The sequence below is a fragment of the Robiginitomaculum antarcticum DSM 21748 genome (assembly GCF_000365025.1).
GTDB lineage: Bacteria > Pseudomonadota > Alphaproteobacteria > Caulobacterales > Maricaulaceae > Robiginitomaculum > Robiginitomaculum antarcticum.
The window spans coordinates 1,272,035-1,293,404 of the sequence record NZ_KB823011.1 but is presented as its reverse complement, the minus strand read 5'-3'; the positions used below and the strand labels follow the sequence as shown (position 1 = coordinate 1,293,404).

The 21,370-nt window shown below is 54.6% G+C and carries 21 protein-coding genes; 17 read left to right on the top strand and 4 right to left on the bottom strand.

Annotation, left to right across the window (positions count from 1 at the left end):
* Positions 1 to 54: 54 nt before the first annotated feature.
* Positions 55 to 828, bottom strand: a complete 774-nt coding sequence (locus tag H142_RS0106175; protein ID WP_017931240.1) for a glycosyltransferase family 2 protein — start codon at positions 826 to 828, stop codon at positions 55 to 57.
* Between the two features lie 294 nt (positions 829 to 1,122).
* On the opposite strand from H142_RS0106175, the gene miaB reads away from it, so the two are divergent.
* The 12 genes from miaB to pyrF all read left to right on the top strand — a co-directional run bounded on the left by miaB (position 1,123) and on the right by pyrF (position 12,853).
* On the top strand, positions 1,123 to 2,583 hold the full coding sequence (miaB, locus tag H142_RS0106170) for a tRNA (N6-isopentenyl adenosine(37)-C2)-methylthiotransferase MiaB (protein ID WP_017931239.1): 1,461 nt from the start codon (positions 1,123 to 1,125) through the stop codon (positions 2,581 to 2,583).
* Between the two features lie 82 nt (positions 2,584 to 2,665).
* Entirely contained in the window at positions 2,666 to 3,436 is a 771-nt protein-coding gene (locus tag H142_RS0106165) for a hypothetical protein (protein WP_156811902.1), read from the top strand.
* 817 nt (positions 3,437 to 4,253) lie between these two features.
* Positions 4,254 to 5,405, top strand: coding sequence for a serine hydrolase domain-containing protein (locus H142_RS0106160; protein ID WP_017931237.1), 1,152 nt, complete (start codon positions 4,254 to 4,256; stop codon positions 5,403 to 5,405).
* 50 nt (positions 5,406 to 5,455) lie between these two features.
* Complete coding sequence (locus H142_RS0106155) at positions 5,456 to 6,421, top strand: PhoH family protein (protein WP_017931236.1); 966 nt, start codon at positions 5,456 to 5,458, stop codon at positions 6,419 to 6,421.
* Positions 6,421 to 6,906, top strand: a complete 486-nt coding sequence (ybeY, locus tag H142_RS0106150; RefSeq protein ID WP_017931235.1) for an rRNA maturation RNase YbeY — start codon at positions 6,421 to 6,423, stop codon at positions 6,904 to 6,906. The genes H142_RS0106155 and ybeY overlap by 1 nt, the downstream gene beginning before the upstream one ends.
* Positions 6,899 to 7,780 (top strand): hemolysin family protein, encoded by an 882-nt coding sequence (locus tag H142_RS0106145; RefSeq protein ID WP_017931234.1) that lies wholly within the window; start codon positions 6,899 to 6,901, stop codon positions 7,778 to 7,780. Before ybeY ends, H142_RS0106145 begins: the two co-directional genes overlap by 8 nt.
* Before the next feature lie 2 nt (positions 7,781 to 7,782).
* Positions 7,783 to 9,249: an apolipoprotein N-acyltransferase gene (gene lnt, locus H142_RS14610; RefSeq protein WP_017931233.1), complete on the top strand. Its 1,467-nt coding sequence runs from the start codon at positions 7,783 to 7,785 to the stop codon at positions 9,247 to 9,249.
* Positions 9,250 to 9,449: 200 nt separating this feature from the next.
* Entirely contained in the window at positions 9,450 to 9,869 is a 420-nt protein-coding gene (locus H142_RS0106135) for a helix-turn-helix domain-containing protein (protein WP_017931232.1), read from the top strand.
* Between the two features lie 48 nt (positions 9,870 to 9,917).
* A complete protein-coding gene (gene trmB / locus H142_RS0106130; protein WP_017931231.1) occupies positions 9,918 to 10,601 on the top strand; it encodes a tRNA (guanosine(46)-N7)-methyltransferase TrmB in 684 nt (227 codons plus the stop codon).
* Positions 10,602 to 10,633: 32 nt separating this feature from the next.
* Positions 10,634 to 11,278, top strand: a complete 645-nt coding sequence (locus H142_RS0106125; protein WP_017931230.1) for a cation transporter — start codon at positions 10,634 to 10,636, stop codon at positions 11,276 to 11,278.
* Between the two features lie 56 nt (positions 11,279 to 11,334).
* Positions 11,335 to 12,141, top strand: a complete 807-nt coding sequence (locus H142_RS0106120) for an SDR family NAD(P)-dependent oxidoreductase (RefSeq protein ID WP_017931229.1) — start codon at positions 11,335 to 11,337, stop codon at positions 12,139 to 12,141.
* A 16-nt stretch (positions 12,142 to 12,157) separates the two neighbouring features.
* A complete protein-coding gene (gene pyrF, locus H142_RS0106115; RefSeq protein ID WP_017931228.1) occupies positions 12,158 to 12,853 on the top strand; it encodes an orotidine-5'-phosphate decarboxylase in 696 nt (231 codons plus the stop codon).
* A gap of 14 nt (positions 12,854 to 12,867) precedes the next feature.
* Here the strand turns inward: pyrF and H142_RS0106110 are convergent, their stop codons facing one another.
* The 3 genes from H142_RS0106110 to H142_RS0106095 form a co-directional block, all read right to left on the bottom strand.
* Entirely contained in the window at positions 12,868 to 13,347 is a 480-nt protein-coding gene (locus tag H142_RS0106110; protein ID WP_156811901.1) for a hypothetical protein, read from the bottom strand.
* Between the two features lie 192 nt (positions 13,348 to 13,539).
* Positions 13,540 to 14,358: a hypothetical protein gene (locus H142_RS0106100; protein ID WP_017931225.1), complete on the bottom strand. Its 819-nt coding sequence runs from the start codon at positions 14,356 to 14,358 to the stop codon at positions 13,540 to 13,542.
* 92 nt (positions 14,359 to 14,450) lie between these two features.
* Positions 14,451 to 14,717, bottom strand: a complete 267-nt coding sequence (locus H142_RS0106095; RefSeq protein WP_017931224.1) for a DUF1674 domain-containing protein — start codon at positions 14,715 to 14,717, stop codon at positions 14,451 to 14,453.
* Between the two features lie 240 nt (positions 14,718 to 14,957).
* Between H142_RS0106095 and H142_RS14605 the strand changes: the two genes are divergently transcribed.
* The 5 genes from H142_RS14605 to H142_RS14600 all read left to right on the top strand — a co-directional run bounded on the left by H142_RS14605 (position 14,958) and on the right by H142_RS14600 (position 21,354).
* Positions 14,958 to 16,313: an RsmB/NOP family class I SAM-dependent RNA methyltransferase gene (locus tag H142_RS14605; protein ID WP_017931223.1), complete on the top strand. Its 1,356-nt coding sequence runs from the start codon at positions 14,958 to 14,960 to the stop codon at positions 16,311 to 16,313.
* A 69-nt stretch (positions 16,314 to 16,382) separates the two neighbouring features.
* Positions 16,383 to 16,940, top strand: coding sequence for a hypothetical protein (locus H142_RS0106085; protein WP_017931222.1), 558 nt, complete (start codon positions 16,383 to 16,385; stop codon positions 16,938 to 16,940).
* A gap of 104 nt (positions 16,941 to 17,044) precedes the next feature.
* Positions 17,045 to 17,704, top strand: coding sequence for a ribulose-phosphate 3-epimerase (gene rpe / locus H142_RS0106080; protein ID WP_017931221.1), 660 nt, complete (start codon positions 17,045 to 17,047; stop codon positions 17,702 to 17,704).
* Between the two features lie 12 nt (positions 17,705 to 17,716).
* Complete coding sequence (locus H142_RS0106075; protein WP_017931220.1) at positions 17,717 to 19,471, top strand: heparinase II/III family protein; 1,755 nt, start codon at positions 17,717 to 17,719, stop codon at positions 19,469 to 19,471.
* Entirely contained in the window at positions 19,468 to 21,354 is a 1,887-nt protein-coding gene (locus tag H142_RS14600; RefSeq protein WP_017931219.1) for a polysaccharide biosynthesis protein, read from the top strand. Before H142_RS0106075 ends, H142_RS14600 begins: the two co-directional genes overlap by 4 nt.
* The last annotated feature ends 16 nt before the right edge of the window (positions 21,355 to 21,370 follow it).

Here is a 21,370-nt window from a genome sequence, read left to right as displayed (position 1 = left end):
TCTATTCAGAACCGCCCCAACAGACTTCTCATCCCATTTTCATTCTGGGAGAGGTCAAGCCTCGTCCCAGCCTTCAGGATTGCGGGCGCGTTTATTGAGCCACATTACGCCGCGTAGATCGGCAAAGCTCACCATGAGCCGTCCGAAATTAGTGTATTTGGATACCCCATGTTCGCGCGCGCGGTGATTGACCGGCATAAATTCGCACCTATATCCCTCGCGGTTCATCAGCGCGGGAAGATAACGGTGAATATGGTCAAAATAGGGAAGCCGCAAAAACGCGGCGCGCTTGAACACTTTCAACCCGCACCCCGTATCATTACAGTCATCGTTAAGGAGTTTCTTGCGAATGCCGTTGCCGATCCGGCTACCCAGTTTCTTTGACCATGTATCTTTGCGCCCCGCCGTGCGGTCCCCGCCAATGAGCGCCAATGCCTTGGGGGCATCGGGCGATGTGAGCCGCGCATAAAGCGCCGGAATATCCGCGGGAACATTTTGCATATCTCCGTCCAGCGTCGCGATTACTGCCCCCTTGGCCGCTAAAATACCGGTGCGTACGGACCGCGATTGTCCGGCATTAGCGCGGTGGGACACGGCGCGAAGTTGCGGTAATTCTTTTTTTAATGCGGTAAGATTAGCCAGCGTCGCATCCGTGCTACAATCATTCACAAAAACAATTTCGTGGTTAATATGAGACAGCGCCGCATCCACTTCGCGCGCCAGCGGCCCGACATTATCCTCTTCATTATAAACAGGAATAACGACAGATAGATCAGGCACGGCTTGGGATATAGTGTTAGGGCGCTTCTTCGCAGGAGGTGTGGCCATGACGGGCTTTCATTTTTTGACATTGGGAATGCAAATCAGAGCGCGTTTTGGCATAGGCAGGTAGACTGCGCAATGCATGGAGTTCCAACTCATAAGTGAGACTTAAAAAAAATTGAAATTAAATTAAAAAGAATTCTGACAAGTTCGAATATCGCGCGCCCCGTCCAAACAAGACCGACCGATATTAAAGGCTTTTTCGCCGCCCGCCTTAAATAGGGTCTGTCCCTACCGCTTGCATTGGCGGCGCATTTGCGCTTTATCGCGCGCCTACCGCCGTGATGATGAGAGCGCCTGATGGCCAAGACATTAGACATAGACAGCAAGCGCAAAGTGAGCGCGCGTAAGCAGGAGCTTGCGGCCAAAGATGTCGTCGTGGCCAATACCCTTGACGTTGCGCCCGCCGGCCCCAACACTAAAAAAGTCTTCATCAAAACCTATGGCTGCCAGATGAATGTCTATGACAGCCAGCGTATGGCCGATATTTTGGCCCCGATTGGCTACGCGCCGATCGACAGCGCTGAGGGCGCGGATTTGGTGATCCTCAATACATGTCATATTCGCGAAAAAGCCGCCGAAAAAGTCTATTCTGAGTTAGGCCGCATTCGTAAAATGAAAGAGGAAAAAGACGCATCCGGCGAGGGCACGATGACCGTCGCTGTGGCCGGATGTGTGGCCCAGGCCGAAGGCGCGGAGATCACTCGCCGCGCGCCTGTTGTCGATATGGTTCTCGGCCCGCAGACATATCACAAGCTGCCTGAAATGATTGCGCGCCTAGCCCGCAGCAATGACGAAGTTTTAGAGACGCAGTTCGATACGTTAGAAAAATTTGATGAGCTTCCCGTAGAGCGCATGATCAAAGGCTTTGCCGCCTTTGTGACCATCCAGGAAGGCTGTGATAAATTTTGCACATTCTGCGTGGTGCCTTATACGCGGGGCGCGGAAGTCTCCCGCCCGGTTGACCAGATCGTGGCCGAAATTCGCGGTCTTGCGGCCCAAGGCGTCCGCGAAGTCACGCTGTTAGGCCAAAACGTCAACGCCTATCACGGCCCCGCGCCAGCCGGTAGCACCCAAGACGAGTTCGGCCTTGGCGAGCTTATCGCCCATGTCGCCAAAATCGGCGGGATAGAGCGCATCCGCTTTACCACCTCGCATCCGCGCGACATGGACGAGGCGCTGATCGCGGCGCATGGCACAGAGTCCAAATTAATGCCGTATCTGCATTTGCCGCTGCAGTCCGGGAGCGACAAAATCCTCAAATCCATGAACCGCGGCCATAGTTACGCCCATTATCGCGACTTAATTGCGCGCATCCGCGCCGCCCGTCCTGACCTCGCGCTGTCGTCTGATTTCATCGTCGGCTTCCCCGGCGAGACGGATGAGGATTTCGAAGCCACCATGACCGCCGTGCGCGAGATCGGATATGGCAGCGCGTTTAGCTTTAAATATTCTATCCGTCCCGGTACGCCCGGCGCGGACATGGACAATCAAGTGCCTGAAGACGTAAAATCAGAGCGCCTGACCCGTCTTCAAGAGCTGCTCGCAAAGCAGCAAACCGAATTTAACCAAAGCCTGATTGGCAAGACACTGCCGGTCTTGGTCGAAAATGTATCTGCTAAAAATGACGGCACTGTCTTTGGCCGCGCGCCTTATCTGCAAGGCACGCATTTCGCCGCCGGACCGGAGACGGTCGGACAAATTGTACAGGTTAAAATCACCGACGCCGGACGCAACAGCCTGACGGGCCTCCTAGCTTAGTCGCTAAGCATCTCTCCGAAATATTGACAAGCTCTTCAACACCATATTAGCTAATTGCTATAAATGTGGGGATTATACTGAATTGCCAAAACACGTACTAAAGACCTCTCTTAATCATTTTGAAAATGATATTAGTAGAGCATTCACGTTATTAACTCAGAGCTCAAACTTTAGTGATGAAGTCGCTCGACAAGATGTTTGGCGAGCTGCCATCATGATGGCAGTCGGGGCGTCAGATGCTTTTTTTTGCAAAGCTTACGTCGACCTTATTTCCAGAACATTGCGCGCTATGCAAAGAGAATCAAATCTGGAAGTTCCAGATGGAATTTTTAATGTCATGTTTCCGATCAGCATAATAGCTAGCAGAGGGACTAGTGGATTAGGATACCGCATTGGTTCGCGATTAATTATGGAAAAAGAAAGTTTTCTTTCCCTAAATTCTGTAAAAAAGAAGTTCAACGTATTTTACGAACCTAACATGCCCAAGGCATTGACCGACGATAAAATTATTTCTTGGATACATAACCAACGTGTAAAAAAACGCCATTATGGGATTACCTCACGTACATATAGATCGCTGGGGGCTACTCAAAAAAGTTCGGCTAAAAAAAATGCAGGTAAGACTTTCCGAAACTTGTTTGCTAAACATTACCAACGTAGAAATGACTGCATTCACAATTGTGATAGAATCAAAGAAAAACCTCAACGAATTACAGAAAGTATGGCAAAAAAGTGTGTCGAAGATTACCAATTCTTGGTCGGTGAGATGCATGAGGATCTGAGCAAAGAATTCGAGAAGTTCCTGAGACGTATAGGCTGCACACCCGCTACAATACGTAGCGTCTCCTACTAAAGCAGTTCTCGCTATTACCACAATTATTTTGGCAAATAGGTAGGTATAATTACTTCTGAGCCCAGGGGCGTCCTCGCTTAGCGTCAGCCAAACGCACATCCCGCCCTGTCATCCAGAGCCGCAAAGCGGCGAAGGATCCAAGTCTAGGATTATCAGTTAAGCATATAATTCAAAATCTAGGTATGGATTCTTCGGGGCTGCGCCCCTCTGAATGACCGGGTGTTTGGTGTGTTGTCTATCTCACTTTTTTGTCTCTTATTGTTGTTTTAGTAGGGCGTCTGTGCGGGACTAAGGTAAACTGGGTGACCAAAAGTAAAAAAGCGTTTCGTTTATCAAACTCCCTGCCGCCAGCTTGAATGTGATCCCAAGCTTTCGACATGCGCCCTTTTCCACAAAGACGCAGCACAGCAATGTCTCTGCCAGCGGCCATGAGCCGGGTTTCGCCGTTCTAGCTCTCACTGGCGAAGCGCCCCACGTTTCGTCACGCCGTGGTTTGCTCCAACACCGTCTCACCCCCAGCCAGCCAACGATCGCTTGCCTGCCCCGTGAGATAAGAACAGTTTGAATATAGGTCAGGTTTGAAAGGCGGGGATTAGTCTTTTAAAAGGCGCGGTTTTATGGCGGATTTAGAGTTATAAAAATATGGATAGAGCAACAAAGTATCTATATTTTCAAAAAACTACTTTACAAAGCGTGATTTGATCCTTATCGAAAAACGATAATAACTTAAGTGCCAAGCGCTAGGATAAATTCATCGCCACCGATGAATTTGCGGGTCTAGCTGATCGCCGGCACCTCGACTTTTGAGGAGGCGATCATGAAATCCATTTTAATTACGTCCATTTGCGCGGCTGCATTATCCCTGTCAGCTTGCAATGGGTCAGGCTCAATATTCGAGAGCAGCGCGTCGGCGCAGCCCGGCTTAGCCACGCAAGCGGCGCTGGACAGCTATGTCAAAAAATGGGTGCAGGAGAATGACTTTAACGGCGTTATTGCTGTGCGGCGCGCGGGGCAAAATGATTTCCGTTATGCCAAAGGCATTGCCGATTTACGCCGGCAAACATGGCTAACGGAGCAGAGCGTATTTCAAACTGGCTCTATCGATAAATTATTCGCCTCCGCCGCTATATTCGCGATGGCCGATGAGGGCGTGATTGATCTGGACGCGCCAATCACGACATATCTGCCGGAGTACCGCGCCGATACGGGCGGGCAAATCACCGTCGCCGATTTACTGACCAACCGCTCCGGCCTTCCCGAAGGCTTTCGCGCCCTTATCGGCAGCCTGCCCAAACGGCTGCAAATCAATTCCAAAGCCACGGATGAAGAGCTGGGCATAGATATGACGTTGGGACAGGCGGTGAGCGCCTATGCTCAAGGCGATCTCGACTTTACGCCGGGAAGCGCCTTTGATTATAACATCACCAATTGGGTTGTCATACATCACATTATCGAAACCGTCAGCGGCCAGAGCTATGCCAATGTCTTAAATAAATATGTTTTCCGCCCGGCCGGCATGACACGCAGCGGCGTTTTCACCATGGATCTGGATGGCAAGGACGTCGGCGATTTCGATGTCGCCGTCGGCTATGACAATGATGATGAAAACCATACAGGCGACTATCCTCTTCCGGTCATGATTGGCGGCGGAACCTATACAAATGGCGCAGACATGCTCGACTTTTTCGAGGCGCTTTATGACGGCAAGATCATCGGCGCGGACGGGCTGACCCGATTTAATACGATCACGACCCCCGACGAGAATTATGCCTATGGCGGCCGCGTCACCGCTTATGACGGCGCGCCGGAGAAGCTCTATTCCTGGCAGTCAGGCTCAAATGGCGCGACAAATGTTGTTGCTATATATGCCATGGACGGCAGCTATAGTTTCGTCGCCATGTCTAACCGCGCACAAGAGCAAGATGCGCTGTTCGCCTTGTCCCGCCATGTGGAAACATTACCGCAATAAGCGCATAAGACCTCTGGCATAAACGGCGCTGTGCCCTTACATACGAGTCCATGAGCAAAGCCACAGATACACTAGAATTTGACGATGCAGGATTGGTGCGCGATATGGCCGGAGCCGGACACGCCAATCTGGCTCTGATCGAGGACGCCTTTGACGTTTATCTCGAAGCGCCCGGCGCGTCGGTCACGATTAATGGCGACGGGCCGTCGCGCGCACGCGCGGCAGAGATTGTGCGCGAGCTTTATGCGCGGCTGCAGCGCGGCTGGCCGGCCGGGCCGGGCGATGTCCGCGCCCTGATTAAAGCCGTCGGTAAAGGCAAAGTCGCCGCCGCCGCGGTCGAAGCCGTTATTCCCTTTCCGCGCCGCCGGCCGATCGTGCCGAAAACCCCGCGTCAGGAAAAATTTATTAAATCCATGCGTACGAATACGATCGTCTTTGGGGTTGGCCCGGCGGGGACCGGTAAAACATTTCTGGCGACCGCTTATGGCGCGAGCCTGCTGGCGCGCGGAGAGATTAGCCGCTTTATCGCCTGCCGCCCCGCTGTCGAAGCAGGCGAAAATCTTGGCTTTCTTCCCGGTGATTTGAACGAGAAAGTCGATCCCTATATGCAGCCCATCTGGGACGCGCTTTATATGACTTTGGGCCGCGAAGAGACCGAGCGGCGCAAGCTGTCCGGCGAGATCGAAGTCGCGCCGCTGGCCTTTATGCGCGGCCGCACATTATCGGATGCTTTTGTCGTCATTGACGAAGCGCAAAACGCGACGATTGCGCAGATGAAAATGGTGCTGACCCGGCTTGGCGAGCGCGCCACCTATGCCGTTACGGGCGATCCCAGCCAGTCCGACCTGCCGCGCGGCACGCAATCCGGCCTCGCTCATGCTTTAGGCATTTTACAGAATATCAAAAATATAGACGCCATCACATTTGAAGCCAGTGATGTGGTCCGCCACCCGCTTGTCGGACGTATCGTTGAAGCCTATGAAAAGGATGCCAAATCGGCCCTGCTGAACCTATAATGCCCACCCTCTCAGATTTAATCGATATTGCTGTCTCTGACCCGAAATGGACGGCGTTTGTCCCGGATTACGTCCCGCGTATTGCCGGCGCGGTTCAGGCCGCCTGTGATGTTTTGGGCCGCGCGCCGAGAGCGGAGCTGTCCATAGCCTTGATGAGCGACTGTCAAGTCCGGACATTAAACCGTGACTATCGCGGTCAGGATAAGCCGACCAATGTGCTGTCCTTTCCGGCAACCGGCCCGGCCTATGATGACGGATATATTCTAGGCGATATCGCCCTGGCCCGCGAGACCGTTGCGAAGCAGGCACAAAACAAAGGCATTAGCGCCGGCGAGCATTTGACTCATTTAATTATTCACGGATATTTACATTTATCGGGATATGACCACGATACAGACGAAGCCGCCAACATTATGGAAGGGCTCGAGACCAAGGCCATGACCCATTTGGGTTTGGCTAACCCCTATGAGGAAAACTATGTCTGACATTGACGCGCCGCAAATGTCGCCAGAAGCCGGAAAAGAGACTGATAAACGGTTCTTTTCGCGGCTATTGGGGCCTCGCGCCGCAATAAGCGACGCGCCTGAATCCGTTGGCGCCGCCTCACAGAAAAATATGATATATGCCGCGGAGCAGTTCCATGTCCTTCGCGTCGACGATGTTATGGTTCCGCGCGCCGATATTATCGCTGTAGAGCAAAATACAGGCCTGAAGGATTTAACCGCTGCCTTTACCACGGCCTCCCATTCACGGCTCCCGGTGTTTCGGGAAAATCTCGACGAGCCAACAGGCATGGTGCATATCAAAGATTTGCTGCCTTATCTGGCGTTTAATGCCCGCGGGCGAACAGCCAAGACTTATCCTGAGCGCAAAATCCTGAAATCTATTAAACGGCCTGTCCTTTATGTCCCGCCCTCCATGCTGGCGCAGGATTTGCTGCGCCGGATGCAGGCCAAACGTGTGCATATGGCCATAGTCGTGGATGAATATGGCGGCACGGACGGCCTCGTCACACTCGAAGATTTGATGGAGCAAATTGTCGGCGATATCGAAGACGAGCATAGCGACGGCGAGCCGGAAATGATCTGTATTGGCGAAACCAATATGGGCGCAGTCTGGGACGTCGAAGCCCGCGCGGCTATTACGGATTTTGAAGATAAATTCGGACGCGAAATCGCCACAGATGAGCAGGAAGATGATGTTGATACGCTGGGCGGTCTGGTCTTTACCATGGCCGGACGCGTGCCCGAGCGCGGCGAAGTTATCGCCCATCCTTACGGCATTGAATTTGAAGTTCTTGATGCCGATCCGCGGCGCGTCAAACGCCTGCGCGTACGGCCGACCCGGCCCGCCGAATAATTATGTTTCAGGGGGCGCTGACGAGGTGGCAGACGGCGCGCGGGCGCGGGCCGTTCTTTTTGCTTATCTTGCTGGGCGCCATCAGCGTTTTAGGTCACGCACCGTTTTTCATCGCCCCCGCATTTATCCTGAGTTTTGCTCTGTTTTGGATTCGCATTGACGCGGTGAGCCGCTGGGATGATCGCCCAAAACGCGCTGTGTTCTGGAGCGGATGGGCCTTTGCTTTTGGCTATTTTCTGGCCGGGCTATACTGGATCGGTAGCGCATTTTTAGTGCGCGGCGGAGTTTATGTGTGGATCATGCCGCTTTGTGTTGTGGTTCTGCCGGCCTTACTATCTTTATTCTGGGCTTTCGCTGCGTCCTTATATGCCCGTCTTCGCGTTACACATCTTGGGGTGAGCGCGCTCATATTTGCGGTGGTTATAGGGGCTGCGGAATGGCTGCGCGGACATATTCTGACGGGCTTTCCGTGGAATCTGCCGGGATATATTTTCGAAGGCGGAAACCCCATATCCCAAAGCGCGAGCCTGTTCGGGATTTACGGCCTCACTCTGCTGACCCTATTGCTGGGCGCGGCCTTTGGCCCGGCGCTCATTGACACTCGCAAACACTTCGTCGCCCCGACAGTGTGTCTCGCGGTTTTTGCCGGACTATTTGTGTGGGGCCATATGCGCCTTAACACTCATAGTGATGTTGAGATGACGGATTTAAATATTCGTGTCGTGCAGGCCGCAATCGACCAAACCCGCAAATTTGATCCGGAGTATTATAATGAGATCGTGACGCGCTATACTGAACTTACGCGCAGCGCAGGTTTGGATACGATCGACGTAATTATTTGGCCCGAAGGCGCGATCCCGGGATTGGTGCTGGAACGCCGTGAGGTCATGGACGCGATTGTATCGGCCCTGCGTCCGGGACAGACATTAGTACTTGGCGTCACCCGGCGCGACCTTGAGGGACGCTATTACAATTCCATGGCCGCCATTACAGTTGGCGCTGACGGCTCTGCCGGCCTGAGCGCGCTTTATGACAAGCGCAGGCTTGTGCCTTTCGGCGAATATTTTCCGGGCGGCGGGTTAATTGAAAAACTCGATATGCCGACCTTATCCGCCGCCGTGGCCAGCTTCACAAAAGGCGAGACAGGACTGTTCGCCCCGCCCGGCCTTCCGCCCGCCAGCGCGCAGATCTGCTATGAGATTATTTTTCCGGGCTTCACGGATTTATCGACTGAGCCGCAACCTGACTATATTCTCAATATTTCTAACGACGCCTGGTATGGCCGCTCGACAGGACCGTGGCAGCATTTAAATCAGGTGCGATACCGGGCGATTGAGACCGGACTTCCGGTGGTGCGCAGCGCGTCTAATGGTGTGTCAGGCGTTATTGATCCCTTGGGACGCCGGTTAAATGACACATCGCCTTATGCATTAACTGTAATTGATACTGTTTTACCCGCTCCTTTATGAGCCATTTATATTTAAGTTTCATTAGGTTTAGTATATACTGATAGTTCAGAGCTTGCATTTTCGTTTACTTAGGTTAAGCATATGAGTGATGTTCGGAACGTTTTTGCTCTACAAAAGTTCTCTGTTTTGAACCCAGCAATTTATGTCTGCCACATACATATTGCGCCCCGCAGAGATCACTCAGCATTTAGAAGATCGATATGAAAAAATCACCACACGCCCCGCGTTCAGCCAATCCCGTCGATGTTCACGTCGGATCCCGTGTGCGTATCCGCCGCAAAGTTCTTAAATTCAGCCAGGAAAAACTCGGCGATGCTCTGGGCGTCACCTTTCAGCAAGTTCAAAAATATGAGCGCGGGACAAACCGCGTCGGTGCCAGCCGTCTGTTTAAAATGGCGCAGGTTATGGATGTTCCTGTGCAATATTTCTTCGAAGGCTTGGGCGGCAATGAAGGTGATATGAATTTTGCTGAAGATGAGCAAATGCCGATTGTCTATGATTTTATAAAATCAACCGACGGCGTTGCCCTGGCTATGGCGGTGTCCAAAATTAAAAGCCGCGCCGTGCGCCGCCGGATTTTGGAATTGGCCCGCTCTCTATCCGAAGATGATGATAAATAAAGTCTGACGTCTGTTTATTTGATGCCCGGTTTAGATTAACGGACCCGTATGTCTGCACTTGCCCAAATTCCTGATACCGCAAACCGCCTTTATGGCCGCGCCAAAGGCAAACCGCTCTCCGCTTATCAAAGCGGGTTGATCGAGACGCTTCTGCCCGACATCAGCGTGAGCGTTGACGCCCCTCTGTACGGGCTGGAGCAATTTGACTCGCGCTATCTCGAGATCGGCTTCGGGGCGGCCGAACATATATTGCACCGCGCTTCGGAAAATCCGCGCAATGCTTATATCGGCGCGGAGCCGTTTTTAAACGGTGTGGCCAAGGCCTGCGCCGGCATTGACCGCGGCGGTCTCGACAATATCCGGCTTTATCACGGAGATGTCCGCGATCTTTTTCCCGCTATGGGCCGTCACAGTCTGGACGGTATGTATATACTTTTCCCCGACCCTTGGCCCAAATCACGGCATAATAAGCGCCGGATCATGTCCAAGGAGTTTATCACGCAAATTCACGGCTTGATTAAGCCGGGCGGATTTTTGTGTTTTGCCAGCGATATTCTCGATTATGTCGATTGGACGCTGACCCGTATCGACGCCCATAGCGGGTTTGGCTTTTCGCCTGATAGCAAGGCGGATTTCCTAACACCCTATACGGGCTGGCCCGGAACGCGCTATCAGAAAAAAGCGACCCGCGAAGGGCGCATTCCGCATTATTTTACCTTCACCGCGCAATAGGCGCGCGGCAATATGCATGTTAGGCAGTCCCTATGAGCGAATCCTGCGGCACGTCACATACGAGTACATTTACGGGCATGTCCCCGGCCTATAAACGCGCCTTGCTTATAGTGATCGCTATTAACGGCATTATGTTTATTGCCGAGATTATTATCGGTATCCAAATTGGCTCACAGGCTTTGCTGGCTGACGCGCTGGATTTCGGAAGCGATACGGCAACTTATGGCATAAGTTTGGCCGTTATCGGCGCGCCGCTGGCGACGCGGTCCAAAGCCGCCATGTTCAAAGGCGTGTCGCTAGCTATTATCGCGCTAATCGTTTTAGGCACAACATTTTGGAAATTCTTCGCCGGAGGCGTCCCCGCCCCGCAAATTATGGGCCTTGTCGGCGCGGTTGCGCTGGCTGCCAATCTCCTGAGTCTGGTCATATTGATGCGATGGCGCGATGGCGATGCCAATATCCGCTCAGTCTGGCTGTGCTCGCGCAATGACGCGATCGGAAATGTAGGGGTTATAATCGCCGGCATTATGGTCTTTGTATCCGGCGCGGCATGGCCTGATCTGGTGGTGGCGATCTTGCTGGCCTCATTATTTTTGAAAAGCTCTTATTCTATCATCAAGCAGGCGCGGCGCGAGCTTGTCACCGGCGAAATATCCTCAAGCCATGATTGTCATTAGATTAGACGTTTCTCGCCATAGGGCATTTTGAGTTACGACATATAAACGGAGCGCATATGACCCAACGTCCTCTTATTTTAATTACCGGAGCCTCGGCCGGTATCGGCGCCGCATTAGCCCGTATTTACGCGGCCAATGGCTGGGATCTGGCTCTCGTCGCGCGGCGTGAAGAGCCGATGGTCGCGCTGGCCGAAACCCTCAAGGCGCAGCATGACTGCACATCTATAATCCTTCCGGCGGATTTATCAGACCGCACCGAAAATGAACAGCTTATCGCGCGCGTTCACGCCAAGGGCCGCAAAATTCACGGCCTGATTAATAATGCCGGTTATGGCCTGCCCGGACGGTATCACGATCAGGACTGGGACGCCCACCGCGCCAGCCTGGATCTCATGCTGAACGGCCCATGCGAGCTGGTGCATCGCGTCTTGCCGGATATGAAGGCTGACGGATTTGGCCGCATTATCAATGTCGCGTCGTTAGCCGGTCATTTACCGGGCAGCCGCGGTCACACAACCTATGCGGCGATTAAAAGCTTTTTGATTAAATTCTCCCAGAGCCTGAATCTGGAAATGGGCGAAGACGGCATTAATGTTTGCGCGCTGTGCCCGGGCTTCACCTATAGCGAATTTCATGACGTCAATGGCACGCGCGGCGCGGTCTCTAAAATGCCAAGCTGGATGTGGCAGGAAGCCGAGGAGGTCACCGCCGCCGCCTATGCTGCTTGCGAACGGGGCAAAGCCGTGCATGTGACAGGCGGGGCGAACAAGACCATTGCGGCGCTGGCTAAAATCCTGCCCGAAAGTCTGGCGCTGTCTCTTATGCGCAAACAGTCAGAAAAGTTTCGCCGTGACGACGCCTGATACGCTGCGGGCTGACATGACAAGGGCGGACCCGCGCCTTTATGTGGCGCTTGATTTGCCCGGCGTTGAGGAGGCGCGCGCATTGACTGCGGCGATTGGCGATGCCGTCATCAGTTATAAAATTGGTCTGCAGCTTTTGCCAATTGGCGGCATGGATCTGGCCCGCGAGTTGATTGATCAGGGCAAACATGTTTTTCTGGATTTTAAATTTCACGATATTGACGCCACGGTTGAAAAAGCTGTGCGCTCTGTCGCGGGATTGGGCGCGGACATCCTGACCGTTCATGCCCGACCCGATGTTATGGCCGCAGCAGCGCGCGGCAAAGCGGGCAGCGGCCTTCGCGTTATTGGCGTGACCGTTCTCACCTCGCTGAATAAGCCCGCCCTCGAAGCCATTGGCTATACCGACGATGCGCAGTCCCTGGTCATGCGCCGCACGCAGCAAGCACTCGACGCGGGCGTGGACGGCATTGTCAGCAGCCCGCTGGAGGCGGCCGCCGCGCGTAAAATCGTGCCGGATGATTTTTTAATTGTGACGCCGGGCGTGCGTATGCCGGGCGGCGATAAAGGCGATCAGAAACGCGTTGCCACGCCTTTTGACGCGATTAAGAATGGTGCCAGCCATATCGTGGTAGGCCGCCCCATCAACGCCGCCCGCGACCCGCGGGCAGCGGCGATCGCGATTACCGCCAATATGCGCGGGGGCTCCTGACTTTGTAGGGAGCCTTACCGACACCCGTTATAAACCGGCGCGCCGCAATAGACGGGCGGCGGGACAAGCACGGGATAATGCACGTAAATTATAGGCCGCACGACCTGATAGGCGCGCTGATATTGGCGCACAACCTTGCGCGGACGTGATATGGCGTAGCAATCCAGAACGCGGCCGCCTGTCGGAACATCGACTGTATAAGGACACGGGACCCGCACCATATTGGCGCTTGGCGCGCTAACATTTTGATAGCTATTCTGGCTTGAGAGCGCGAAGCGCTGCGCCGGATAGCTGTTATATGTCGTAACGGGTGGTGCAGCGCGCTGGTTTGAATAGGATGTGCCATAATTTGTCCCGACGGATGTCCATGACGTGCAGCCTTCGGGCGAGGCGCAATTAGGCGTTGCCGAAGCGGGCGCCGCTATGACGAATGCCGCCGCCAGAGATATAACTATAGCTGACAATGCGCCTAACCCAGTTTCAGTTTTTATCATGTCATTACCTCTAACCATATCGCAGACAATATTTATATGACGGACGCCGCGCGTCGAGCGCAGACTCCTGACGGGCGAAAATCTAATGCATTATAGCCCGGCTTATAAAACCGCCGCAGCGCCTTCCCACATTGCGCTGCGGCGGTTTTCATTGGCCCGGCGACGTCTCGCGGCCGGGCTCCCCCCACATTTTTAATAAGTCCAAACGTTTCCGCCATAGCCGCCGGAATTTTGCGTCGCGCCATAAGGCGCAGGCGCGATGTTACGCGGGGGCGGGGCGCAACCCGGCGCCGGAACAGGATAATGAACATTTACAACAGGCCGCACGACTTGAAAGCGATGCTGCTGCACAACAGTAGTCACCGGGGCCGGAGCGGGCGCAGGCTGTTTACACAAAACAGATGAGGCATAGAGGCCGTCCACCGAAGTCGGGCCGGAGGCTTGTGTCCATGACGTGCCGTCGGAATTGACGGCGACAACGCTGGATCCGCTAATAGCTGTCGAGCCGGAGACCGGAGCCGTATAGACTGGATGAGGCGCGGGGGCAGGCAGAGGCCTGAAAACGGGCGCGGCGATAGGCTGCGGTGCATTTTGGATGCAGACAACGCGCGTTGGCACGCTGCAATCAACGGCAGGTGGCGGAGGCGGCGCGGGCCTGTAGACCGGGCGCGGCGCAGGCCGTGCGCAGATCGCCTGTCCGGAGGCGCCGCAGCCTTTCCAGTAATGGGACGGCGCATCAGAGAGCTCAGCCATGGCGGCGCGCGTCTCGATACGGGTGACATTAATTTGCGGGGTTTGTACAAATTCAGAGCGGCGCAAATGATCATAAGGCTGTCCGTAATGTACGCCCATCGGCGCGGTCTGTACGGGTGATTTGCTGTAGACATAGCCCGGATTACACCGGTCACCGACGGCGCAATCGCTGCCGGCAGGCCCCGCAGCCGCGCATCCTGAACCAGCCAGTGTAAACAGTCCGCCCATAGCGGAGCAAATTAGATATTTTAAACGCATAACGCGCTCCCATAATTCAACTCTGCGCGCGGCAAAGCCCCATTACCGCAAAAGGCGGCCCTTAAAATGTAAGGCTGGAGACGGGCGCCCGACTAAAAGTCGTATGCTATTCCGCCGCGTTCCCAATCGCCAAAGCGCGTGGGTTCAGCCCCTTTGGGTCCGGAATATTCTTTGGAAGCCTGAGCGGGATCAGCGGCATATGCCGCCTGTCTGCGTGCATCGGCCTCGCGTAGAGCCCGTTTTGCCGCAGCCGAGATAAGTTTGCCCGGTGCAGCCCCCGGAGCCAAAGCGCCCGGTTTTTGCACAATAGCGCCATCCCGACGGGTTTGGCGCTCAGTCTTATCTATCTCACCACTCATGCTCCGGAAATTACGCTCCGTAGCCAATCGGATCAAGAGGCTCCGCCATGTTTGCGCAGTCTCTTGACGTTAGGGTTTTTTTGACCGCGCCGCTACGACAGTGTCGAAAACAGCAGGCCCGCGAACTTCGCCGCAAATTTACCCTGTGCCGTGCTCATACACAGACGAAGATAATGTCCGTTTAAGAAGCATGGTAAATAAAGTGCTGCCAAACCCCTCCTTCTGTGCCATGCAGCGTTTATGAGCACAGATAATAACCCAGACGCCCCACCCGAAAAAAACAAGCCGGCCAAAAACGGGCGCGCTGCGCGCTTGTCCGCTGCCCGGGCCGTCACGGACATAATCAATGGACGCATTTCTATGGATCAGGCGCTATTTGAACAGCCGCGCTATGCCGAAATGGACGGCCGGGACCGGGCCTTTGCGCGTCTGATCGCCTCAACCACATTGCGCCATTTGGGTCAAATTGATCACGCCATCGCCCAATATGTCGAGCGCCGGCCCTCCCCGCTGGCCGAGAGCTTGCTGCGCACTGCCGCCGCGCAGCTTCTTTATCTGGGCGTCGCCGACCATGCTGTCGTCGCTGAAACCGTGGCCGTGATGAAGCGTAGCCGTGACCGTAAGACCGCCAATGCCGCGCCTATGGCCAATGCCGTATTGCGGCGCATATCCGAAAATAAAGAAACGCTGGCAAGCGCGGTCCCGCCGGAGACAAATTTCCATGACTGGCTGCGCCATCGCTGGGAGCGCGATTACGGGCCGGAGGCGGTGCGCGATATGGCCGAAATTTATGCTGAGATCCCGCCGCTGGATCTGACGGTTAAATCTGATACGCAGGGCTGGGCTGACACATTAGGCGGCACGGTTCTGCCCACGGGCACGGTGCGGCTAACCGGCGCATCCGATGTCACGGCGCTGGAGGGTTTTGAGGACGGGCAGTGGTGGGTGCAGGATATTGCCAGCGCCCTGCCCATACGCCAGCTCGGCGATTTATCCGGCAAAACTGCGCTGGATCTGTGCTGCGCGCCCGGCGGCAAAACCATGCAGCTGGCTCTGGCCGGCGCGGACGTCACGGCCATCGACAAAAGCAAGTCGCGCATGGCGCGCACACGCGAAAATTTGGAGCGCGTCGGGCTGGACGCCACATTAATCACCGCCGACGTTTTAAAATGGCGCGGCGTCGCCGATAACAGCTTTGACATTGTTGTTCTGGACGCCCCGTGTACGTCGACCGGCACATTTCGCCGTCACCCCGAGGCCATACATATTAAGCGGCGCGGGCAAATGCGCGAGCTGGAAGAGCTCCAGATCAAAATGCTGGACGCGGCGGCGCGGCAGGTCAAACCCGGCGGGCTGCTGCTCTATTGCACATGCTCACTTCAAAGTGAGGAGGGCGAGGATCAAATTCGGGACTTTTTAAAGCGCGCGCCTGACTTTAGCCGCAATCCGTTCTTAAACGCGGAGACACGCGCTTTTCACCCTGACGCTCACCGCAACGCGGAACAGTCAGGGGTTTTAAGGTCTTTGCCGCATGATTTGGGTAAATTAGGTGGTATGGACGGCTTCTTTAGCGCATGTTTACGTAAGTCTGTTTAGACCTAGTTTACTGTTCTGGTCTAGGATTTGCAAAGATGTGTACAATATGTACCAAAATGGGAGGCTCCGATGAGCACTTTTAAATCTGTTATCCGTTCCGGCACGTTTCTGGGTGGAACTATAGCGGCTCTGGCCTTGTCTGCCTGTAGTCATTCCGGCCAAAGCGCGCGCTATGCCAATGTTTATGATTTCGAGGGCGGCGGACCTTGCGTTGAAAATTGTGTGGCGGCTAATCCATGCTATGATCCATGCGTTGCAACCGCCCCCGTTTATGTCGAGCCTGCACCGGTTTACACGCCGCAGACTGAAAACGTGATCTACGCCGATTGCTCTGTTATTAACGACATGGCCTGTCCGGCGCCCGTCTATCAGCCCGCACAGGTTTACACCACGCCAACTTATGATGTTACGGTAAATTGCCCGGCTGGCACAACAGCTGCCGGTGACGGCACATGTTTGCAAGATAGTTACAGCCCGCCGGCGCCCGTCTATCAACCCGCACCGGTCTATACCGCGCCAACTTGTCCGGCCGGAACGACGTTACAATCTGACGGCTCATGTATAATGACAGGTTACTCACAGCCGGTTGACTACACACCGACAGATTACCGTCCGGTTCGCAAGTAAATATGATATATCGGCTTAACGCAGATTTTGCGATAGGTTATTAAACACACTGCGCCCCGCCCCGTGAACTTGCACGGCGGCGGGGCTCTTGTTATGGGGCAGCTATGAGCCAAAATGTCTTGATATCCCCATCCATATTATCCGCTGATTTCGCTAAATTAGGCGAAGAAGTCAGAGCCATTGACGCCGCAGGCGCGGATATGATTCATATTGACGTTATGGACGGCCATTACGTGCCGAACCTGACCATCGGCCCTATGGTCGTTAAAGCATTGCGGCCTCATAGCGATAAACCGTTCGACGTCCATTTAATGATCAGCCCCGTCGATCATTTGCTCGAAGCCTTTATTGAAGCCGGATCAGACATCGTCACGCTTCATCCTGACGCCGGCCCGCATATGCACCGAAGCCTGCAGGCGATTAAGGCCATGGGGGCGCGCTGCGGCGCAGCGCTTAATCCGGCCACTCCGGCCTCCGAACTGGATTATGTCATGGACCAGCTTGACCTAATTTTAGTCATGAGCGTCAATCCGGGCTATGGCGGGCAAAGCTTTATCGACAGCCAGCTTCGAAAAATCGAGGCCCTGCGCGCTATGATCGACCAAACCGGGCGCGATATTATCTTAGAAGTCGATGGTGGCGTAAACTCCGAAACCGCGCGCCAGTGCCGCGACGCGGGCGCAAGCGCCTTGGTCGCGGGATCAGCCGTGTTCAGAGGCCATCACGGCAGTTACGCGGCCAATATCACTGCGCTGCGCGGCTAGGGCCGCCGAGCCATGTCGCGCCGCCTTCCGCTAATATCGACGCTGGGCCGAACACTGGTCTATGCAGCCGGGCATATCATGCCGCAAATGGCGCGGCCCGCATCACGCCTGCTGCGTAAAGAGCCTTTTGCCGCCGCGCCCGTCTATATCCCGCAGGGCCGCCGTCAGCGCGGGGAAGCCATAATTCGCGGAGACTATAGCGTTGGCGGTCAACGCATTGAAATCGGCGTTCACGGCGACCCCTGGACAATCCCGCTGCCTTCGCTTGGGTTTGCCAAGCGCATTCACGATTTTAGCTGGCTTTATGATCTTGCCGCCGCCGGCGCACCGAGCGGCGGGCCAAAGGCGCGCGAATTGGTGGCCCGATGGATGGCGACTTACGGCAAATATAACAGCTTTTCATGGGGATCCGACCTCCTTACGGGGCGGATCATCGCAATTGCAGCCTGTTGGTCGCATTTGCTCGATACTGATGACGACGGCGCCGCGGCACGGCGCGGTAGCTTCGCCCGGCAGGTTGGATATTTGAGAAAAATCCGTGGACGTGTTCCGCGCGGCCTGCCTGAACTTCTCAGCGCAGGCGCTTTGTCACTTGGCGGCGTTATGCTGGCTGATAAAACCCTAATGGATAAATCCTTGGACCATCTAGACGATCTTCTGGATGTACAGATTTTGGGCGATGGTGGCCATATTAGCCGTAATCCCCGCGCGGCGCAGCAATGCCTGCATATGCTGCTGTTGATTGAAAGTGTGTTGAAAGCCCGCAAAGACGCCCCAAGCCGGCCGATGCGCCGCGCTATGGACCGTCTGGCTCCGGCATTGGACTTTTTCACCTCGGCTGACGGCAATATGGCCGGATTTAACGGCAGCGGAGAAACGCCGCGCCGCCATCTGCGCGAATTGGCGAAACGCTCAGGGGTCAAGGCGCGCACTTTCAGCTATATGCCGCATAGTGGTTATCAACGGCTGGAGCGCCGCGGCACAGTCTTTATCATGGATACGGGCGAAAGTCCGCCTCGCCCTTATGACCGACAGGCTCATCTTGCCGCGCTGGCCTTTGAGCTGTCGCGGCCAGGCGGACGCTTGATTGTGAATTGCGGATTTTCCGAATTACAGCCGGAAAGCTGGCATGCAGCTATGCGCGAAACCGCGGCGCACAGTACGCTGGTGATTGATAACTGTTCTGCCGGACAGTTAGTCAGCGGGGGGCTCATTGAAAAAATTTACGGCCCGGCCATTCGCGTCGGTATTGAAGGGGTGAGCGCCAGCCGCAAAGAACAGGCCGGTGGCATCTGGCTTGAAGCCGGACATGATGGATATGTCGACAGCACCGGACTGGCCCATAGCCGCCGGATCTATATGGATGATGACGGCATTGATATTCGCGGCGAGGACAGCCTGTATGTCCCTGTCGGGGAGTCTCCCAAAGTTATGGGCGCGACCTATCCCTATGCCATACGCTTTCACATCCATCCGGATGTGCGCGCCTCTCTGTCGCGCGATGGCAGCGGCGCGATTTTAATCTTAAAAAATGGTGAAGGCTGGAAGTTTAAGACCAGCGGCCAAGCCCTCACGCTTGAAAAATCGGTCTATTTGGGACGCGGGGCACAACCTGAACGCTGTCAGCAACTTATTATTAGCGCGAATGCGCTATCGGATAATGATGGACAAGACCGATCAAACCGTGTGCTATGGACGTTCCGCCGAATTGAAGATGAAGGTCAAAAGAACGCGGACCAAGCTGCAGCGGATGATGTTTTAGAATGACGAAGATAAAAACAACGATGATTGCCCGCATATTGGTCTCCTTATGGGATGCCTTCTGCGCATATGTTATTATGTGGCTCACCATAATGGGCCGTTATTACGTGGACGGTGATATCGCACCGGATCAGATTGCCGAAAAATCTGCAGCGGTCTTTGCGCTGTCATGCATAATCATCTGGCTGATGTTTTCGATGTCGCGCGCCGTCTGGCGCTATACCTCGCGCGATGATATCCTGTCTTTGGGCCGGGCCGTTATTGTAATCAGCCTGATGACGCCGTTAATATTGTTTGTGCTGTTTGACCGCGCCAATAATCTTCCGCGCAGCGCGGCATTTATTGCTGGTCCGGCCTTTTTCATTGTAGCAATGGCATCTCGCGCGCTTATCATGCTGACCTATCAACGTAATCTAGGCGGCCTTTTTCGGCGTAGCAATGGCTCCCGCCGGGCCGTCATATTGGTAGGACGCAGTGATCGTCTTCATGACTATTTGCGCGATAAATCCCGCACGCCTCAAGGCGTCAGTTTTTATGTCGCCAGCCTTATCGAGACCAGCGGCCAGTTTAAAGGACGCTCTATCCGCGGCGTTCCGGTCATGGGTACATTCGAAGATATTCCGCGCGAGATCGAGAGCCTGACCCGAGGCAACAATAACGTCTCACCTAGCCTCGTGCTTGTCGATAAAAATCCCGATAAAGAACATCTGAATAAATTGGTTAAAATCGCTGCTGAAGCCGGGGTGCCTCTAACCCGCCTGGAGCGCAGCCCGCGTGAGCGACTGACGCCGCTGGAGGCCGCCGATCTGATCGGGCGGGAAGAACGCCAGCTGGACGATACGGCGGTCCGCCAATTTATCGAAAATAAGCGTGTTATGATTACCGGGGCCGGGGGCACTATCGGCTCAGAGCTGGCCAAGCAGGTCAGCCGTCACAAACCAGCGCGTTTAATCTTAGTCGAGTTGGGCGAATATAACCTCTATCGTGTCGATAAAGACATCTCAGAATATTCGGTCGAGTATAAATCCTATATGGCCGATATTACCAATAGCGAGCGTATGGATGAGATCTTTGCCGCTGAGCACCCGGATATTGTTTTGCATGCCGCCGCAATGAAACATGTGCCGTTGTCTGAAAACAACCCGGTCGAAGCGGTTAATACGAATGTCTTCGGTTCTAAAATAATTATCGACATGGCCACAAAATATGCCACGGACAGTTTCACCCTCATCAGCACCGACAAAGCTGTCAAACCGTCTAATATTATGGGCGCGACAAAACGGGTCGCGGAAATGATGACTTTGGCCGCAGCAACGCAAAGCCCGACATTATCAGCCTGCGCCGTGCGATTTGGCAATGTTTTGGACAGCACAGGATCTGTTGTCCCTCTATTTGAAGAACAGATCAGCCGCGGCGGGCCCGTCACCGTGACCCATCGCGACGCAACACGGTTTTTCATGACGGTTGAAGAAGCGTCATCGCTCGTGCTCCAAGCCAGCGCCCTGTCTTCGGTACAGCGTAAAGAGATGGCCGCCGTCTACGTTCTGGATATGGGTCAGCCGGTGAATATTGCGCAGCTGGCGCGGCAGCTTATCCGGCTGCGCGGCTATGTGCCGGACCGTGATATATTGATTGATTATACCGGATTACGGGCAGGCGAGAAATTGACCGAAGAACTGACGGATATTCGCGAAAGCCTCATCAGCACTTATGTCGATGGCGTACAGCGTTTCACCGGAAAACTGGTCGACCCCAGCTCCGTTCTACGCCGCATTGACAAGCTGATTGCCGCGACGCATGCGCGCGACAGACCCGCTATGCGCGAGGCGTTTAAAAAACTGCTGCCCGAATATATACCCAACGGCAATTTATCCGGAAAAATACATTAGGCCCGCGCTTCAAACG

Excerpts from the sequence above, each read along its gene's own strand:
- H142_RS0106135 (WP_017931232.1), top strand. The coding sequence starts at position 9,450 with ATGAAAAAATCACCACACGCCCCGCGTTCAGCCAATCCCGTCGATGTT.
- lnt (WP_017931233.1), top strand. The coding sequence starts at position 7,783 with ATGTTTCAGGGGGCGCTGACGAGGTGGCAGACGGCGCGCGGGCGCGGG.
- H142_RS0106110 (WP_156811901.1), bottom strand. The coding sequence starts at position 13,347 with ATGATAAAAACTGAAACTGGGTTAGGCGCATTGTCAGCTATAGTTATA.
- H142_RS0106160 (WP_017931237.1), top strand. The coding sequence starts at position 4,254 with ATGAAATCCATTTTAATTACGTCCATTTGCGCGGCTGCATTATCCCTG.
- miaB (WP_017931239.1), top strand. The coding sequence starts at position 1,123 with ATGGCCAAGACATTAGACATAGACAGCAAGCGCAAAGTGAGCGCGCGT.
- H142_RS0106100 (WP_017931225.1), bottom strand. The coding sequence starts at position 14,358 with ATGCGTTTAAAATATCTAATTTGCTCCGCTATGGGCGGACTGTTTACA.
- H142_RS0106125 (WP_017931230.1), top strand. The coding sequence starts at position 10,634 with ATGAGCGAATCCTGCGGCACGTCACATACGAGTACATTTACGGGCATG.
- H142_RS0106095 (WP_017931224.1), bottom strand. The coding sequence starts at position 14,717 with ATGAGTGGTGAGATAGATAAGACTGAGCGCCAAACCCGTCGGGATGGC.
- H142_RS0106175 (WP_017931240.1), bottom strand. The coding sequence starts at position 828 with ATGGCCACACCTCCTGCGAAGAAGCGCCCTAACACTATATCCCAAGCC.
- H142_RS0106155 (WP_017931236.1), top strand. The coding sequence starts at position 5,456 with ATGAGCAAAGCCACAGATACACTAGAATTTGACGATGCAGGATTGGTG.
- H142_RS0106120 (WP_017931229.1), top strand. The coding sequence starts at position 11,335 with ATGACCCAACGTCCTCTTATTTTAATTACCGGAGCCTCGGCCGGTATC.
- ybeY (WP_017931235.1), top strand. The coding sequence starts at position 6,421 with ATGCCCACCCTCTCAGATTTAATCGATATTGCTGTCTCTGACCCGAAA.
- H142_RS0106075 (WP_017931220.1), top strand. The coding sequence starts at position 17,717 with ATGTCGCGCCGCCTTCCGCTAATATCGACGCTGGGCCGAACACTGGTC.
- H142_RS14600 (WP_017931219.1), top strand. The coding sequence starts at position 19,468 with ATGACGAAGATAAAAACAACGATGATTGCCCGCATATTGGTCTCCTTA.
- H142_RS14605 (WP_017931223.1), top strand. The coding sequence starts at position 14,958 with ATGAGCACAGATAATAACCCAGACGCCCCACCCGAAAAAAACAAGCCG.
- pyrF (WP_017931228.1), top strand. The coding sequence starts at position 12,158 with ATGACAAGGGCGGACCCGCGCCTTTATGTGGCGCTTGATTTGCCCGGC.
- trmB (WP_017931231.1), top strand. The coding sequence starts at position 9,918 with ATGTCTGCACTTGCCCAAATTCCTGATACCGCAAACCGCCTTTATGGC.
- H142_RS0106085 (WP_017931222.1), top strand. The coding sequence starts at position 16,383 with ATGAGCACTTTTAAATCTGTTATCCGTTCCGGCACGTTTCTGGGTGGA.
- rpe (WP_017931221.1), top strand. The coding sequence starts at position 17,045 with ATGAGCCAAAATGTCTTGATATCCCCATCCATATTATCCGCTGATTTC.
- H142_RS0106145 (WP_017931234.1), top strand. The coding sequence starts at position 6,899 with ATGTCTGACATTGACGCGCCGCAAATGTCGCCAGAAGCCGGAAAAGAG.